The 16,157-nt window shown below is 41.3% G+C and carries 16 protein-coding genes and 2 tRNA genes; 12 read left to right on the top strand and 6 right to left on the bottom strand.

Annotation, left to right across the window (positions count from 1 at the left end; genetic code table 11):
* Positions 1 to 31: 31 nt before the first annotated feature.
* Complete coding sequence (gene hisH, locus MST17_RS14950; RefSeq protein WP_180025926.1) at positions 32 to 649, bottom strand: imidazole glycerol phosphate synthase subunit HisH; 618 nt, start codon at positions 647 to 649, stop codon at positions 32 to 34.
* Entirely contained in the window at positions 649 to 1,242 is a 594-nt protein-coding gene (gene hisB / locus MST17_RS14945; RefSeq protein ID WP_078190487.1) for an imidazoleglycerol-phosphate dehydratase HisB, read from the bottom strand. Before hisB ends, hisH begins: the two co-directional genes overlap by 1 nt.
* Before the next feature lie 97 nt (positions 1,243 to 1,339).
* Between hisB and MST17_RS14940 the strand changes: the two genes are divergently transcribed.
* The 10 genes from MST17_RS14940 to MST17_RS14895 all read left to right on the top strand — a co-directional run bounded on the left by MST17_RS14940 (position 1,340) and on the right by MST17_RS14895 (position 8,150).
* The gene (locus tag MST17_RS14940; protein ID WP_078190486.1) at positions 1,340 to 1,729 is read left to right on the top strand and encodes a GNAT family N-acetyltransferase; all 390 of its coding nucleotides are present in this window, start codon (positions 1,340 to 1,342) and stop codon (positions 1,727 to 1,729) included.
* Between the two features lie 206 nt (positions 1,730 to 1,935).
* Positions 1,936 to 2,011: transfer RNA gene (locus MST17_RS14935), tRNA-Phe, on the top strand.
* A 137-nt stretch (positions 2,012 to 2,148) separates the two neighbouring features.
* Positions 2,149 to 2,224: transfer RNA gene (locus MST17_RS14930), tRNA-Phe, on the top strand.
* 149 nt (positions 2,225 to 2,373) lie between these two features.
* Entirely contained in the window at positions 2,374 to 2,829 is a 456-nt protein-coding gene (locus tag MST17_RS14925; protein ID WP_257246874.1) for a hypothetical protein, read from the top strand.
* Positions 2,829 to 3,551, top strand: coding sequence for a hypothetical protein (locus tag MST17_RS14920; protein WP_180025928.1), 723 nt, complete (start codon positions 2,829 to 2,831; stop codon positions 3,549 to 3,551). Before MST17_RS14925 ends, MST17_RS14920 begins: the two co-directional genes overlap by 1 nt.
* Before the next feature lie 104 nt (positions 3,552 to 3,655).
* A complete protein-coding gene (locus MST17_RS14915; RefSeq protein ID WP_180025929.1) occupies positions 3,656 to 4,390 on the top strand; it encodes a class I SAM-dependent methyltransferase in 735 nt (244 codons plus the stop codon).
* Between the two features lie 193 nt (positions 4,391 to 4,583).
* Positions 4,584 to 5,111, top strand: a complete 528-nt coding sequence (locus MST17_RS14910; protein ID WP_373683023.1) for a hypothetical protein — start codon at positions 4,584 to 4,586, stop codon at positions 5,109 to 5,111.
* Between the two features lie 192 nt (positions 5,112 to 5,303).
* Positions 5,304 to 6,053 carry a hypothetical protein gene (locus tag MST17_RS14905; protein WP_111885958.1) on the top strand — a complete coding sequence of 250 codons (750 nt, stop codon included), beginning with the start codon at positions 5,304 to 5,306 and terminating at the stop codon, positions 6,051 to 6,053.
* Positions 6,054 to 6,132: 79 nt separating this feature from the next.
* Positions 6,133 to 6,411: a hypothetical protein gene (locus MST17_RS14900; RefSeq protein ID WP_180009286.1), complete on the top strand. Its 279-nt coding sequence runs from the start codon at positions 6,133 to 6,135 to the stop codon at positions 6,409 to 6,411.
* A 377-nt stretch (positions 6,412 to 6,788) separates the two neighbouring features.
* On the top strand, positions 6,789 to 8,150 hold the full coding sequence (locus tag MST17_RS14895) for a GGDEF domain-containing protein (RefSeq protein ID WP_180025930.1): 1,362 nt from the start codon (positions 6,789 to 6,791) through the stop codon (positions 8,148 to 8,150).
* 53 nt (positions 8,151 to 8,203) lie between these two features.
* Here the strand turns inward: MST17_RS14895 and MST17_RS14890 are convergent, their stop codons facing one another.
* Positions 8,204 to 8,824 (bottom strand): hypothetical protein, encoded by a 621-nt coding sequence (locus MST17_RS14890; RefSeq protein ID WP_180025931.1) that lies wholly within the window; start codon positions 8,822 to 8,824, stop codon positions 8,204 to 8,206.
* 297 nt (positions 8,825 to 9,121) lie between these two features.
* Between MST17_RS14890 and tehB the strand changes: the two genes are divergently transcribed.
* The gene (gene tehB / locus MST17_RS14885; RefSeq protein WP_180025932.1) at positions 9,122 to 9,994 is read left to right on the top strand and encodes an SAM-dependent methyltransferase TehB; all 873 of its coding nucleotides are present in this window, start codon (positions 9,122 to 9,124) and stop codon (positions 9,992 to 9,994) included.
* Between the two features lie 149 nt (positions 9,995 to 10,143).
* On the opposite strand, the gene MST17_RS14880 is transcribed toward tehB, so the two are convergent.
* The 3 genes from MST17_RS14880 to fadB form a co-directional block, all read right to left on the bottom strand.
* Positions 10,144 to 10,863, bottom strand: a complete 720-nt coding sequence (locus tag MST17_RS14880; RefSeq protein WP_180025933.1) for a hypothetical protein — start codon at positions 10,861 to 10,863, stop codon at positions 10,144 to 10,146.
* A gap of 369 nt (positions 10,864 to 11,232) precedes the next feature.
* Positions 11,233 to 12,405, bottom strand: coding sequence for an acetyl-CoA C-acyltransferase FadA (fadA, locus tag MST17_RS14875; protein ID WP_180010561.1), 1,173 nt, complete (start codon positions 12,403 to 12,405; stop codon positions 11,233 to 11,235).
* A 12-nt stretch (positions 12,406 to 12,417) separates the two neighbouring features.
* The gene (fadB, locus tag MST17_RS14870) at positions 12,418 to 14,571 is read right to left on the bottom strand and encodes a fatty acid oxidation complex subunit alpha FadB (RefSeq protein WP_078190473.1); all 2,154 of its coding nucleotides are present in this window, start codon (positions 14,569 to 14,571) and stop codon (positions 12,418 to 12,420) included.
* A gap of 471 nt (positions 14,572 to 15,042) precedes the next feature.
* Here fadB and lpxO point away from each other — a divergent pair, with 471 nt between their 5' ends.
* A complete protein-coding gene (lpxO, locus tag MST17_RS14865; RefSeq protein ID WP_078190472.1) occupies positions 15,043 to 15,957 on the top strand; it encodes a lipid A hydroxylase LpxO in 915 nt (304 codons plus the stop codon).
* Positions 15,958 to 16,157: the final 200 nt, after the last annotated feature.

Genomic DNA, 16,157 nt, shown 5'->3' with positions numbered 1-16,157 from the left:
AAGGAGCGGGCTTTTTTGCGGTGAAGGAATTTTAAATATCCCATTCCACAAAGTTTTTCAGCAATTGCAGACCGGCTGTATGACTTTTTTCTGGGTGAAATTGTGTCGCAAACAAGTTTTCCTTGTGAATTGCGGTACAGAATTCCAAACCATAGTCACAGGTTGCAGCGACAATGCTTGAATCTTGCGGCTCTACATAGAAGCTATGTACGAAATAGAAACGTGCATCTTGCTCAATGTTTTTCCACATCGGGTGGCTAGGGTCTGCCTGATGCACTTGGTTCCAGCCCATGTGCGGCACTTTTAATCCCTCTACATCAGGAAAGCGTTTAACCGAACCTTCAAAAATACCCAATGCATCTGCACCGCCATTTTCTTCGGAATGCTGCATTAGGGCCTGCATACCGACACAGATCGCAAGCACAGGTTTATTAAATGCCGCTTTACGGACAACTTCATCAATGCCTGCATCATGCATGCCTTGAATACAGTCACGCATTGCTCCCACACCGGGGAACACAATTTTATCTGCTTGTGCAATCAGCTTAGGATCATTGGTGACATCAACAGTTGCGCCCACGTGTTCGAGGGCTTTTGCTGCTGAGTGAAGATTTCCCATGCCATAGTCAAGAAGGGCAATACGGGTCATTACAATGTTCCTTTGGTAGACGCAACAGTATTTTCGGCACGCGGGTCAACTTCACACGCCATACGTAATGCACGGGCAAAGGCTTTAAATACGCTTTCAATTTGGTGGTGGCTGTTTTTACCTTTTAGGTTGTCGATGTGCAGCGTCATTAACGCATGGTTCACAAAACCTTGGAAAAATTCAGAGAAAAGATCCACATCAAAAGTCCCGATGCGCGCGCGAGTGAATGGAATATCCATCCAAAGACCCGGACGGCCAGATAAATCTACCACAACACGACTCAGTGATTCATCAAGTGGCGCATAGAAGTGACCGTAGCGACGTAAACCTTTTTTATTGCCCAGTGCTTGAGCAAAAGCTTGACCCAGTGTAATCCCACAGTCTTCTACAGTATGATGATCGTCAATTTCAAGATCGCCATCACAATGAATATCAATATCAAACAGACCATGTCGCTTGATTTGATCAATCATATGATCTAAAAATGGAACACCAGTGTTTAAAGTGCCTTGACCAGTACCATCAAGATTCACACGAACTCGAATTTTGGTTTCGTTGGTGTTTCTTACCACTTCACTGATACGATCTGTCATAGACACGTTCCTCAAATACGTCAAAATGATTGATGTAAAAATATTTTCGCTGTGACGAAAAGTCACCGCATATTAGATTGCTCAGGAGGGTTTATCAATGCCTATTACCGTACATGCCTATACTTCTTTGGAAAATGATGAAGTGCGCAGCCAGCTTGAGCGACTGTATGACACCAGCCCTGAGTTTAGCGACGGTTCCGATGCGATTGAACAACTTGAGCAGAACTTAGCTCAGTATACCTTAGTTTATACTGCAGAATTTAATACAAAATTGATTGGCGCGATTTGGTGTACAGGCCAAGGTGAAAGCAAAACCCTTGAATATATTGTGGTACACCCTGCAAATCGTGGGCGTGGTGTTGCAGAGCGCTTAGTCAGTGAGGCCACCCGTATGGAAGAAGAAAAAGGGGTGAAAACTTTTGAACCAGGTTGTGGCGCGATACATCGCTGTTTGGCACACATTGGAAAAATTACTGCGGCAGAATAACCTGCCCTCCAATATAAAGCAGCCATTGAGCTGCTTTTTTTTGGGATAAATACATCGTCGTCACAGTGATTTCAGCTGTGAAAATTTGAAATCACTCAAAAAATAAGCAAATAATGTGAAATATTGATTTAAAAATAAACATTTGCATAAAAAATCGCAACGGATGCTTGACGCCATGAGACTGAAATTGTTTAATACGCCCCATCGGCGTGATAGCTCAGTAGGTAGAGCAACGGATTGAAAATCCGTGTGTCCCCAGTTCGATCCTGGGTCTCGCCACCATATTCAAAACTGATTTTTCAGTTTATCAATCCCTGATCCCATCAGGGATTTTTTTTGCCTAAAAAATATGCATACGAAAAATATTTTTATAAATATGATTGACTAATTAACTGAGATACGGCTTAATACACCGCATCGGCGTGATAGCTCAGTAGGTAGAGCAACGGATTGAAAATCCGTGTGTCCCCAGTTCGATCCTGGGTCTCGCCACCATATTCAAAAAAACCTCAAACGATTGTTTGAGGTTTTTTTTCGTCTGCTGTTTTTTAGTTGTTGATATTTCGCACAGTTTAACTGCTACAATCTACCGAATATAATTTGACTAATAGTTAAAAAAATTTTTAAAAATAAAAGGTATGACAATGCATATGAACAAAATGTTAATGGCTTTAACTGTAATGACAAGTGCTTTATTAACAGCATGTGGTGGTGGAAGCAGTGGGAGTTTTAATTCATCTTATGAAAAAGAATTTACTTTTGGTACTCAAACCTATATTTGCCGCAGTGAAAAAGCAGCAAATGCATGCGGTAGTGCAAGTCGAGATTGTTCAGCGTGTGATCTTAAAACACCGTCTACAAATGTGATCACGGCAATATGTACTCAACCTGTAGCAAATACCCATAAAGTGACAACAGCAGGCTGTGTATTAAAGCTAACAAATGATACCCAGACAGGAATCTGTACATCAGAAGGATTAAGATTATTGTCAGGCAGTAATCGAACTAAAGAAGAAGTGAATCAGGGGGCATTATTTACAAATGGAAGTTTGAAAATCACGCTGGCGAATAACGTGACTGAAACGATTACGTGTAATTAATGCTGATGAAATTCATTGTGCCAATGTTGATTGGACTCGTCTGTTTTGGATTGGGCTATTTAATAGCCCCGTCTAATACTGTATCTGATGATCCTACAGTTATAGAAAGTAATAGAGATCAGACAGGGATTAGGTTTATTCAAAACCTTCAGCAGAATATACCTGAGCAGTCTGAAAATAATATCGAATTACAACAGCAACTTAAAAATCAAATGACTCAGGTGAATGCCGTCATTGATCAGGCGACACCACAACAGTTGGATCAATATTTAAAACAAGCTTTTCCCAGCTATGATTTATCGGCAATAAAAAACAAACGCGAATTTGCGAAGCATCTTGTACGCGAATTTGTTGATGCAAAAAATAATCCTCATGAGCCTATGAGTGGACGAGCCGCGGTTATGGCACAGCAAGAATACGGGGTTGAAAATGTACTGCCGCGTGACATTTATGCAGAGCAGCAGTTGTTTGCTCACTTTGATACTTTAGGAAAAACTCCGAATAATGAGCAGGTTTTTGTACGTTGGAGCGATCAATCTACTGGAGAAGTGCTGTTTTTTATGCCTCAACGGATTAGTGCTCAGCGTGAACAGAATTGGGTCAGTTTTAGTCCTGTCGCTGGCTGGAAGCCAGGGCACTATGATGTGAAATATTATCAAATGAATGATCAATTAAGCCCGATTGCGCAGACCAGTTTTTATATACAGCATGTGATTGAGTAAATATTTGAAGCTCAAATTTTATCGCTGAAGCTATGACTTAAGTGCTAGTTTCCGACCCTAAAAATTCGATTAAACTGATAAAAAATAACCAATGAATTTCTACAATGAAAGACCTTTTCTCTACAGGGAGTGCGCTGTATCAACAAGCACGTCCAAGTTATTCTGCTGAAGTCGTCGATAGCATCTTGCAGCATGTTGCCGTGCGTGAACTGGCATGGGACTGCGGTGCAGGTTCAGGTCAATTTACCAAAGGTTTGGCACCCTATTTTCAACAGGTTTTAGCGACAGATCTGAGTGCTGAGCAATTGGCACAAGCACCCAATTTAGACAATGTGCGTTATGAGCAAGCTAGCGCCGAACATTGTCCGCTTGCCGACCATTCAGCGGATTTAATCACAGTCGCGCAAGCGATTCATTGGTTCGATTTTGCTGCATTTTATGCAGAAGTACGACGCGTATTGAAACCCCAAGGTCATATCGCCATTGTGGGTTATGGTCTGATTCAATTTGAACACGCGGAATTGAACCAGCTTTTACAGGATCTGTATTTTGTCACGTTAAAAGGCTATTGGGATACTGAACGTTGTTACATCGACGAAGAATATCGCAGTATTCCGTTTCCATTTCAGGAGTTAGCGACACCTCAGCTGTTTTTAAATTACAGGTGGAGTTCACAGCAAATTTTGGACTATTTGCAAACATGGTCTGGGTTAAAACATTATCAACAGCAACATCCGATACTTCAACCATGTGCAGCTTTGCACGACTTCTTTAGCCGTCATCCGCAGCAAGAGTTTGCTTTGTCATTTCCTGTGCTGTTAAGAATTGGAACAGTATAAAAAAGAAAAAGCAGTGGTAATGCAGATAGGTAAAGGATGATATCTCAAGTCCAGAATGAGCAACGTGAGGTTTAAACTAGCTGTGCTATCCTGCCGTTTGTCGGGGTTAAATCTGGTAAATTGATTAATTGTTGTACAATAATAGCAGTGTAAATTTTTTCAATTTTCTATTTTTAAATCTCTTGGAATGAACATGATGAATCTCCCTAAATCTGTTTCCGTTTTGGTTTTTGTTAGTGCAGCAATGACGGCTATGAGTACATTGGCTGCGGAAAAAGCCACTACAAAAGCTGATGAAACCGAACAACAAGCTATTCAGATGCCTGCTTTAACCATTATGGCAGAGCGTGAAATGCGTGCAGAGACGGGCATTGTTGAGTATCAAGAGCAGGTGGATCGCCGTAAAGCCTTACAGCAACGGGTGATGCAACTTGAGCGTGATACTCAAAACAAAGGTGTCGATGCAACAATCGTGTCAAATATTGATATCTTACCTGCCACAGCAGTGCCAGATATGTCGAATTTATCGCCTTTGATGCAACAGCATGTTTTAAATATTGCCGCAGGTTTGCAGTCTTCTGACCCACGCAATGGTTTATATATTATGTTGCAACCCTTTGGGATTGACCGTAATGCGACCAATGTGCAAATCAGTCGTGAGCAAATCAATCTCGGAAACATCGACCGTCAGTTAAATACCAATCCGATTAAGACCCCATAATCGAATACATCTCTACAGTACATTGAAGGCGAAAATTCATGTTTTATCCATGAATTTTCGTTTTGATGGCATGCGCAATTTAAGTCTATTTACATTGATGTTTTCAAATAGCCTTCTTAAAAAGCATGGCTATTTTATCGTCAATCTTCAAACTTTTGGTTAAACTGAATAAAAGGGCATTCGGAGCTCATTATGCCGCGTATCTTTGTTGTCTTGGCCAGTGCTACGGTATTGGTCTTTGGATGGATGTTTTATCAATATTCAGTACAGCAAAAAGAAGCTGTGCAACTCTCGACCTATGAAACGGTTTTGCGTGAAAAAACCGAGCAAATTTTTCAGCAAGCTCAGCACTGGGAAGAGCCGATACAACTCAATGTGACAGATGCACGGCTAACGGGGGATTATAAAATCATGTCGGATTTTATTTTGAGCCAAATGCTGCAGCGTGCAGAAGCGCGGAATCAATATATTCGTGATCTTAAAGCACTGAATTGGGATAAATTTCTCGATATCGATCGCTTATTAAAAGATAAAAAAAACCAATATCAAGAGACTGAGCAAATGCTGCAGCAGGTGCATGCAGTGGTCGATGCTTATGAACAAAAAACCACACAGCAAGAGGAAAATGGTTTAGCGCAGGCCAAACAGTTGGCGGTCAAACAGGTGTTTCGTCAGCAAATTGCGCAGAGTTTAAGAGACAGTCGTGATAGTGATGAGTCGCATGCTTTATTTGAGTTAGAAAAGCAAAGCTTGGCGAAGGCTGATGAGCTCTTTGCTGTGCTGAAAGCCAATAAATGGGAAAAGAAAAATAAATTATTTATGTTCTATGAAGATGCGCCTTTAAAGCAGTTTAATCAGCTTTATACAGAGATGTTAGCACTCAATGCACAAATGGATGAGATCCGCCAAAAGAACCGTTCAGAGTTGAAACAAAAGCTTTAACTGACTGTCATCACTCTTTCAAATTTGCGCGATAAAGTGGCTTATAGCAGGGTTTTACATCATATAGAGGTCCATGCTCATGCGAGCTATTCAGATTTTTGATGATATTCAGCAGGTCTATATCGACTTTATCGCGAACCGCCAATATCCACGGTTGGAAAGTTTAAACAATTGGGGTAAGAACCGTTTTTTCTTCAGTCAATATTTTCGCATGATTGAAGATTGGCATCTGACTGAACAGATTGTGATTGAATTTAATCAACAATTTTATAGTTTGGATACAGGGATGGCGCCTGACTTTATGGATCAAGACAAATACATGGCTTGGTTGATGGAACAATTACAAATATTAAAATAAGTCCTTTTCATTCAAATTATTCAGCACAGCTTCGAGATATGTTATGCAATTCAAAGCCATCCTTTAGCGGATGGCTTTTTTTGTTGCTAGCGAACTTAATTGGGGGGAGCGTGGTCTGAGCTAGTATGAATGGCGCAGAAAACGTGAGCCCTAAAATTGTCCTGAGGCATTGGATTTGCAAATTTAATACAACTATCAACCAATAGTGTGACTTAAATCACTTAAAATACGCCGAAAATTTAAACATAAATTTTTAGCCAGCAGCCCATAACTCATAAGAAGCTGAGCTGTATTGAACTTGCAAACATTCTAACCTTAGACCGATTGGCTTTGAATGAAAGGTTTATCGCCATCTTTAGAGATGATTTTTTTAGCGTATGAAAAAATTAATACTGCTATGGCTTGCCATATGTGCGGTTTCATTGGTGTCGATAGGCTATACCTATGAATTATTCATTAGCCCTGTTTGGGTGGTAAATGCATTTGCTGCCTATGGCATGATTTTAATGCGGAAGCATTTAAGCCACGATTTACTGATCGTGCTCTATGCTTTTAGTGCGATCTTTGTGGCTTCGCTGATGGTCGATCCTGCCAAAATCTTAGAAGATAAATTTCTCCTGTGTGCGATTTCGGCATTTCAGATTTGGGTATTTATTAAAGCCTATTTAGCGCTGAGCCATTTAAAAAAACGCCGCTTTAAGCGAACCCTAATGTTAGCTGTTCCGAGTATCGTGAGTGCTTTTGCAGGCAGTCTCTTGTTTGTGGCGTACTTTCAGATGGACAACCAATACTTTGCCTTTGTTGATTATTTTCTAGAGCAATTTGCAACAAGTTTGGCTGTGGTGTGTTTACTGTTTGGTGTTCAGCGCTGGATAAATGTGCCGTGGGTGGATTATGGCTATCTGATCGTGGCACTGGCCGTCCAATATGTGATCTCAAATGATCAGATCTTCTATGCTTGCATGGTCTTGCCTTTATTGATGTGTTACTACGCGATCAAATATGACTTCAAAACCTTTTGCTGGCTGATTGGCTTAATGACGCTGATCTGTGGCTGGTATGGTGCCATGCCATTGGCTGGGGAATATTGGTCGGATGCACAGGTACATATGCTCTCGCGGATCAGTTCTTATCGTTTGGCATTGGGTATTTATTTGATCATTTTTCTGTTTATTTGTGAGCTGTATGCACGAAATAAACGTCTATATTTGGCTTTGCAACGTGTAAGTTTTTGCGATGAGTTGACGGGACTGAAAAATCGCCATGCCTTTAAAGAACAAATATTTATAGAGGGTGCGGTTGATAAAGGCTGTGTCATTTTGCTCGATGTCGATAATTTTAAAAAAATTAATGACCAATATGGACACCAAATGGGGGACAGTGTTTTGGTGCATTTGGCAAAAATCTTAAAAAATTGTAGTCCACGCGCGAGTTTTATTAGTCGTTGGGGCGGTGAAGAATTTTTAATTTTGCTCGAAGGTGCCGATTTGGAGCAGGGTAAAATGTTGTGTGAAACAATTTTGGAACGCTGCGAACATGTGCCGTTTCGAAAAGATCAATTAAGGCTAGATGTCAGCTTTAGTATGGGCTTGGCCGAGTTTCAACAGTTGAGTTTGTCCAATTACTCCACGACTTTACAACATGTCGATGCCTGCCTATATCAGGCGAAATCACAAGGGAAAAATCAGTTTGTTTATCAAAAGATTATTCCGTTGGCAGAAAGCAGTATTGCAGTCTAAATGGGCAAAAAAAAGATGCCGTGAAGGCATCTTTTTTTGCATTTAATCAACGATTAAGCTGCTTTTTTGAACCAAGAAAAGAAACCTTTTTTCTCAGCTTTAGCTGCTTCAGCTTTTTTCTCTGCACATTTTTTAGCGCAGTCTTTTTTCGCTTCAGCTTTTACTTCTTCAGTTTTAGTTTCAACAGCTTCTTTTGCATCAGTTGCTTTTTCTACAGCTGCATCTTTTGCTTCAACAGTTTTTGCAACGACAGCATCTTTAGTTGCTACAGTTTTTGCTACAGTCGCGTCTTTTGCTGCAACAGTGTTTGCAACAACAGCGTCTTTAGCCGCTACAGTTTTTTCTACAGTTGCATCTTTTGCTGCAACTGCAGTTTCTTTAGTTGCTGCTGCTTTTTCTACAACTGCTTTTTTCATGTCAGCAGTTTTTGCTTTAGTAGTTTCTTTCACTGTTAAAGTTTTAGTTTGAGTCGCTTTTTCTGCAACAGCCACTTGAGTTTTAGCAGCATCTTTAGTTGCTTGAGCAGTAGCTACAGTTGCAGTTTTCGCTTGTGCAGCTTGAGCTTTTACAGCTTCAACAGCAGTCACAGGTTTTTGTTCTACAGCAGTAGTTGCCATAGCAGAAGTTGTAGCAGCAACTAAAGCAACAGCTAAAGTAGTTTTGATCGCGTTCATAGTCATCACTCTATAAAACTTAGTTAAAATAAGGCATTGTAAATTTTATGCCTTATCAACAGCGCTTAGGTTACACGGCACAGAGTGAGTGATTTGATTGTGTGAATATTCCACCAATGTTACAAACGAATAACATGGTGTTACGGAGAAAAACAAACAAAAACAGCGTGCATTGCACAGCATTCGAAATTTTCAATTCAAAGCTGATTTAAAATCACTGTTAAAGCCGTTATGGTGAATATACATTTCCGCCATTGGTATGGCATAAAAATAACGTCGCATGAGGGATAACGTCAGATGCAGCAGCTTATTTGTTATAAACAGCTCCCTGTGTGGACGCAGCAGTCGATTCCACAAGGTTTTAAACAACAGCACAATACCAAAGCAGGCACATGGGCAAAACTCACCGTGCTGCAAGGTGAAGTAAATTTTGCCATGTTAGATGCGTCTGGAAATGTCCTCTCGATGCATGTATTTAGTCCAGACCTACCACCGCCGTTTATAGAACCACAGGCGTGGCACAAGATTATCTCTGCGAGTGATGATGTGCAATGTCAGTTAAGTTTTTATTGTTTAGCACAGGATTATTTTTATAAGAAGTATCAGCTCAGCCCAACACATTCAGAGATTTTGGCTGCAACACCGTATTTGCAGGGTGGTCGAGCTTTGGATGTCGGCTGTGGTCAGGGGCGTAATTCGCTGTACTTAAGTCAGTTGTCTGAGCAGCGTTTTGAGGTGGATGCTTGGGATGTCAATCCACACAGTTTGCACAAGCTGCAAGAGGTAATCGCTGCGGAAGGCATTGAAAATATTCATGTACAGCAGCGTGATTTAAACGCTGACCCAAGCATTACAGGTACATACGACTTTATTTGCTGTACCGTGGTGATGATGTTTTTAGAGGCCAATACAGTCAAGCCGCTGATTCAGCAGATGCAGCAAGCCACAAATATCAATGGTTATAACCTGATAGTTTGCGCTATGGATACACCTGATTTACCTGCGCAGCCTGACTTTCCATTTAGCTTTAAAGCAGGAGAGTTAAGTGCGTTGTATGAAGGCTGGAATATTGTGAAATACAATGAAAATGTCGGTGAGCTGCATCGGGTGGATGCTGAAGGGCAGCGGATTCAACAGCATTTTGCGACTTTGTTGGCGCAGAAAATTTAAGCCAAGAATTGTAGGATGTTGAGTTGAAGGATTGGTGATCAACTCAACACTTACTTTACTTAAATTGGAAAAAGGGAACCATTTTTGAGCTAGTCAGGGTGTATGTGTACTTAGAAAATTCAACCAATTGAATATGATCATACTCTGATTTAAGGCTGATAAATAAAGCCTAAAGCTTTTAAAGGCAATTGAATGATGTCGATTGTGAGTGTTAAAGGCAATAGTGGTAATTCTGCCAATTTTTCCTGCCCTGACTTTTTGACATAGCCACTTTGGTCTTCGTAATGCTGGATACGGATCTTATAGGGATGGCTTAAGGGCTTTAAATCTGCGGCATTCGCAACTTTTGGGTAAACCGTACCTGCAATTTCTAAGTTAAAGAGATGATCTTGCTGTTCTGCCTTTGAACAATCACATGGTGCTACGCCATATTGGTTGAATAATGCCCTTTCCGTAGGACTTAGTGTTCCATTGGGAGGCGCATAATAAAATTTAAAGCTTCCGCTAAATTTAGTGCTGTTCGGGCTCGGAGAATTAAAGTCAAGTTCTCGATGGAGACGAATATATTGTGGATTGAGTTGGCTAATCAGTTTAATAAAATCAGCACCGCCTTTATTAATCACATAGCTGTATTTATTGCCTGCGACTACGATGCTATCGATTGGTTCATTGGGTATTGCTTTAGCGGGTTTGCCAAATGCGATCACATCATCTTCAAGGATTGTTCTCCATGCATATTTTGTTTCGTATTTTTGAAACAGATCACGGGAGAGTTCACCGATTTGATTATTTGTAACGCAAGCTGTAAGAAAAATAAAAGTGCTTAGGCAGCTCATCTTTAAGAGGTAGTGAAGTCGTTTATTTATCATTATTATGCATATTTAAGTTTTGGTTCAGGCCTTACCATAATTCAAAAATCGCTGAAAATCGAGAATTAACGTATTAACTTTAAAAATATGCTGAGGCGTTTTTACGGTTTGTTTAGCACGGTTTTTTGTTGAAGATTTTTGAACAAAATTTATTGCACTATGAAATTTCCCTCTCCTTTTAAGGAGACTTGCGCAGAATACCGCTCAGGGATAGGATTTATATGAAAAATTTCCCCTCATCCTCTTGTGGTGCATGCTGCTCACCCCAGAGGGAGAAGGGGCTTCTAGTATTATTCATGCGAGTTTAGTTAACAAATAAAAAACCCCGCACTAAACGGGGTTTCTTTTATCTCAGTATTTAATTAAAAATTAAACACGTTCGATAATGGTCGCGATACCTTGACCCAAACCGATACACATAGTCGCAAGACCGATTTGCGTATCTTGCTGTTCCATTACGTTCAACAATGTTGTTGTGATACGCGCACCAGAACAACCCAATGGGTGACCCAATGCAATTGCACCACCGTTCAAGTTCACACGGTCTTGTTGATCATAAATGCCTAAGCCTTTAAGAACAGACAAACCTTGTGCTGCGAACGCTTCGTTCAATTCAAAAGTTTGAATATCAGCAATCGATAAGCCAGCACGTTTAAGTGCTTTTTGCGTTGCTGGTACAGGACCATAACCCATGATCGCAGCATCACAGCCTGCAACTGCCATAGAGCGGATGACAGCACGTGGCTTAAGACCTAAAGCTTGAGCACGTTCAGCAGACATCAGCAACATTGCAGACGCACCATCAGACAACGCTGAAGATGTTGCAGCAGTTACTGTACCGCCTTTCGGATCGAATACTGGACGTAAAGCTTGGAATGCTTCAAGGTTTGCATCAGGACGAATCACTTCATCGATATCGCACAGGATTTTGAAACCATTTGCATCGTGACCTTCAACGCCCACGATTTCATTTTTGAAACGGCCTTCTTGTGTTGCAGCCCAAGCACGGCGGTGTGATTCAACACCAAACGCATCTTGTTCTTCACGCGAAATACCGTTCATACGACCTAACATTTCAGCCGTTAAGCCCATCATGTTAGACGCTTTTGCATAGTGCTTAGACGCTTCAGGGTTGATGTCGATGCCGTGCATCATGCCAACGTGACCCATGTGTTCTACACCACCAATGATGAAGATATCACCTTGGTTGGTTGCAATTTGCGCAGCCGCTGTGTGGATTGCTTGCATAGAAGAACCACAAAGACGGTTCACTGTTTGACCTGCAACAGTACGTGGTAGGTCTGCTAACAATGCAATATTACGACCAATGTTCATACCTTGCTCTAGGGTTTGGTTTACACAGCCCCAGATTACGTCTTCAACTTCATTGGTATCAAACTGGTTACGAGCAACAAGCGCGCGTACTAATTCAGCAGATAAGCTGTCAGCACGGACGTTACGGAACATACCATTTTTGGTTTTACCCATTGCTGAACGTACGCCATCAACGATGACAACGTCACGTGGATTTAAAGTAGCCATTCACGTTGCTCCTTAACCGTAGAATTTTTTGTTGTTAGCAGCCATGTCACGCAACATTTGTGGCGCTTCATAAGCCTTACCTAAATACGCATATTTGTCGCAAAGCGCTACGTATTCAGCGACACCTGTTTGGTCGATGTAACGGCATGGACCACCACGGAATGGAGGGAAACCTACACCCATGATCATCGCCATATCTGCTTCAGCAGCAGTCGCTACGATGTTGTCTTCTAGGCAACGAACAGTTTCGTTACAGAACGTCAGCATCATACGGTCAATGATTTCTTGAGCATCAAATTCACGTTTTTCCGCAGTTGCAACAGAAGCCACAAGTTCGTAAGCCACTGGATCAACCACTTTGGCTTTCTTACCTTTACGGTCAAGTTCGTATTTGTAGAAACCAACGTCGTTCTTTTGACCAAGACGTTTGTTTTCGTACATGGTTAAAGTTGCGCCTTTGTAGTCTGGCTTCATGCGGTCAGGGAAACCTTCCGCCATTACTTCCGCACCGTGTACGCCTGTGTCGATACCCACAACGTCGATGAGGTAAGCAGGACCCATTGGCCAGCCGAATTTTTCCATCACTTTATCAACTTGCTGGAAGTCAGCACCGTCTTTCAGTAGAAGGTCAAATGCACCGAAGTAAGGGAATAGTACGCGGTTTACCAAGAAGCCTGGGCAGTCGTTAACTACGATTGGTGTTTTACCCATTTTCTGAGCAAGAACCACAGTTGTCGCGATTGCTTCAGCAGATGTTTTCTCACCGCGGATCACTTCTACCAATGGCATCATGTGAACAGGGTTAAAGAAGTGCATACCTACGAAGTTTTCAGGACGTTGTAGGTTTTCAGCCAAACGTGTGATTGAAATTGTTGAAGTATTTGAAGCAATGATCGTATTGTCACGAACATTTTTCTCAGTTTCAGCAAGTACGATACCCTTAACTTTCGGGTTCTCTGTTACTGCCTCAATCACGATGTCCACTTCTTTGAATTCGTCATAGCTTAATGTAGGACGGATGCGAGCAAGAGTTTCACCCATTTGAGCAGGTTTCATCTTCTTACGTTCAACTTGTTTGGTCAGTAAGCCATTTGCTTCTTTCATACCTAAAGCAAGTTGTGGGTTACCAATGTCTTTCATGATGATTGGTGTGCCTTTGCTTGCCGCTTGGTAAGCAATACCACCACCCATGATACCCGCGCCTAATACAGCAGCTTGGTTGACAGGGTGCGCACCTTTTTCATATTTCTTCGAAGTTTTCTTCACAATTTGGTCGTTAAGGAATAAACCAATTAACGCACCTGCTTGTGGAGTTACAGCCGCTTTAGCAAAACCTTGCGCTTCGATTTTCAATGCTTCATCACGTGGAAGGCTTGCACCTGCTTGTAATGAGTCTAAAAGAAGTTTTGGCGCTGGGTATTGAGCAGGATTTGCTTTTGCAAGAACTGCACCTTTCGCTGTATTGAATGCCATCATTTGTTCAAGCATGTTCAATTTAACAGGATCTAATTTTTCTTGGCGTTTTGCTTTCCAGTCTACACGGCCAGCAATCGCTTGTTTCACAAGGTCAATTGCAGCGTCTTGTAGTTTGTCTGCAGCAACAACTGCATCAACAGCACCGTCTTTGAGCGCAGCAGCAGGCTTTTTCGGCGCAGCCATTGCCATCCATTCAACCGCATTGTCGATACCAATCACACGGCTTAAACGAACCGTACCACCAAAACCAGGGTAGATACCAAGTTTGATTTCTGGAAGGCCAACTTGTGCAGCTTCTGACATCACACGATAGTCACACACTAAGCACATTTCAAAACCGCCGCCCAATGCCATACCATTGATTGCAGCAACTTTAGGAACGTTTAGATCTTCAAACGCATTGAAGATGTCGTGAACAGGCAATGCCCAATCCACAATCGCTTGTTCGCCTTGAGCGAAGTTTTCACCGAATTCAGTGATATCTGCACCCACGATAAATGTAGATTTACCTGAAGTAACGATTAAACCTTTGATGTCACCGTTTGCTTTAACAGCGTCAATTGCAGCTTTAAAATCTTCAATTGTTGCGCGGTTAAATTTGTTGACCGACTCACCTTGTAAGTCAAAGCGGAATTCTGCAATTCCGTCCGAAAGCATTTGGACGGTAATGGCATTGCCAGCGTGGATCATGCCTGATCTCCTTTATTTTGGAGGACTTCTAAGTTGATGTTGTGAAGCGAGTACGCGGTTCCTGCGTACACTTTATGCCTCGCTAATCTTACGATAACTATATCTAAAAAGAACATAACAAGTTGTATCAAGCCGTGACGCTAGGGTCATCAAAATTTCTTTTGGAAATAGCCTTCGGATCTGCCTTTAAACGATATCGCTCTGATTAAATATGTTGAAGCTTATGTTTCAGTTCACATTTTTTTATAAATGTAAGCTATAGATTGAGATGCAAAAGAAAAATTCAAGAAAAAAGCAAGTATATTTTTCGGCAGAATGGTCAATTCACTTTTAACATTGTCATCCATCTTTGCTGAGACACAGTGTTCTATGCCGCTTATTTAGGCATCACTGAGCACTATGCTATACTCGCCGCGTTCTCAAAAGTTAATTTTTCATTAAGCACAATGCTTATTAGCACCAGGTCCTCATATGATTAAGTGGATTATCCTGGCGGTCTTTGTCATTTCTGCGTTTTATATCCAGCAACGCGGTAAAGTCCGTCATTCATTTTATCGTCAGTTTTTTGATCATTCGACATTGCTCGCACCGATCAATTTTCTCATGTACATGTTTTCAAAAGTGCCGAGCCAACCCTATATCGACACGCAGCATTTTAAAGATTTAAAAGTCTTAGATGAAAACTGGGAAATGATTCGTGATGAAGCCAAGGCCTTATATGAAAAAGGGGGCATCAAAGCATCGAGTACTTATGATGACCTTGGATTTAACTCGTTCTTTAAAACAGGTTGGAAACGCTTTTATTTAAAATGGTATGACTCAGCCCATCCTTCGGCTGCTGAACTTTGCCCAAAAACTACGGCCTTGTTAAAAAATCTACCCACGATTAAAGCCGCGATGTTTACTGAGTTGGCGCCTGACAGTCGTTTAGTCCGTCATCGTGATCCCTATGCCGGTTCATTGCGTTATCACTTGGGCTTACTAACGCCGAATGATGACCGTTGTTTTATTGATGTCGATGGTCAGCGGTACTCATGGCGTGACGGCGAGAGTGTGGTGTTTGATGAAACCTATATTCACTATGCTGAAAATAAAACGGATCAGAACCGGATCATTTTCTTTGCAGATGTTGAACGGCCATTAAAGTCAAAGTGGATGGAAGCTTTTAACCATTGGTTTGGTAAAAATGTCATGACTGCTGCAAGTTCACCGAATGAAAGCGGTGATAAAACAGGTGGTTTAAATAAAGTATTTGGCTATGTCTATCAAATTCGCATAAAAGCCAAAGCCTTGAAAAAAACCAATCGTTCACTGTATTACTTTTTAAAGTGGTTCCTGATGTTGGGGCTGTTCTTCCTGATTTTTGTACGTCCATATTTATTTTAAAAGTGGAATAAATATCGAAAAAATGCGCCCTTAGGGGCGTTTTTTTATGCTGACAGTCAGTGAAATATCAGTTATCGTGGAAGCAGAATAAAAATAATTATGCAGAGCAAATCAGCTAAATACAGGAATCGTGTTAGCCAAAATAAGCCAGAATCAGAATAAGCCAGAAAAAATGAGCCAATAGACGAGGAATATGATGT

Source organism: Acinetobacter sp. YH16056_T (assembly GCF_024605895.1).
GTDB classification, from domain to species: Bacteria; Pseudomonadota; Gammaproteobacteria; order Pseudomonadales; family Moraxellaceae; genus Acinetobacter; species Acinetobacter amyesii.
The sequence above is the reverse complement of the archived record's forward strand: the minus strand, read 5'-3'. Positions and strand labels throughout refer to the sequence as shown.

Coding starts and splice junctions, on each gene's coding strand:
- MST17_RS14900 (WP_180009286.1), top strand. CDS start 6,133: ATGCGAGCTATTCAGATTTTTGATGATATTCAGCAGGTCTATATCGAC.
- MST17_RS14895 (WP_180025930.1), top strand. CDS start 6,789: ATGAAAAAATTAATACTGCTATGGCTTGCCATATGTGCGGTTTCATTG.
- MST17_RS14910 (WP_373683023.1), top strand. CDS start 4,584: ATGATGAATCTCCCTAAATCTGTTTCCGTTTTGGTTTTTGTTAGTGCA.
- hisH (WP_180025926.1), bottom strand. CDS start 649: ATGACCCGTATTGCCCTTCTTGACTATGGCATGGGAAATCTTCACTCA.
- fadB (WP_078190473.1), bottom strand. CDS start 14,571: ATGATCCACGCTGGCAATGCCATTACCGTCCAAATGCTTTCGGACGGA.
- MST17_RS14890 (WP_180025931.1), bottom strand. CDS start 8,824: ATGAACGCGATCAAAACTACTTTAGCTGTTGCTTTAGTTGCTGCTACA.
- tehB (WP_180025932.1), top strand. CDS start 9,122: ATGCAGCAGCTTATTTGTTATAAACAGCTCCCTGTGTGGACGCAGCAG.
- MST17_RS14915 (WP_180025929.1), top strand. CDS start 3,656: ATGAAAGACCTTTTCTCTACAGGGAGTGCGCTGTATCAACAAGCACGT.
- MST17_RS14940 (WP_078190486.1), top strand. CDS start 1,340: ATGCCTATTACCGTACATGCCTATACTTCTTTGGAAAATGATGAAGTG.
- MST17_RS14920 (WP_180025928.1), top strand. CDS start 2,829: ATGCTGATGAAATTCATTGTGCCAATGTTGATTGGACTCGTCTGTTTT.
- hisB (WP_078190487.1), bottom strand. CDS start 1,242: ATGACAGATCGTATCAGTGAAGTGGTAAGAAACACCAACGAAACCAAA.
- fadA (WP_180010561.1), bottom strand. CDS start 12,405: ATGGCTACTTTAAATCCACGTGACGTTGTCATCGTTGATGGCGTACGT.
- lpxO (WP_078190472.1), top strand. CDS start 15,043: ATGATTAAGTGGATTATCCTGGCGGTCTTTGTCATTTCTGCGTTTTAT.
- MST17_RS14880 (WP_180025933.1), bottom strand. CDS start 10,863: ATGATAAATAAACGACTTCACTACCTCTTAAAGATGAGCTGCCTAAGC.
- MST17_RS14925 (WP_257246874.1), top strand. CDS start 2,374: ATGCATATGAACAAAATGTTAATGGCTTTAACTGTAATGACAAGTGCT.
- MST17_RS14905 (WP_111885958.1), top strand. CDS start 5,304: ATGCCGCGTATCTTTGTTGTCTTGGCCAGTGCTACGGTATTGGTCTTT.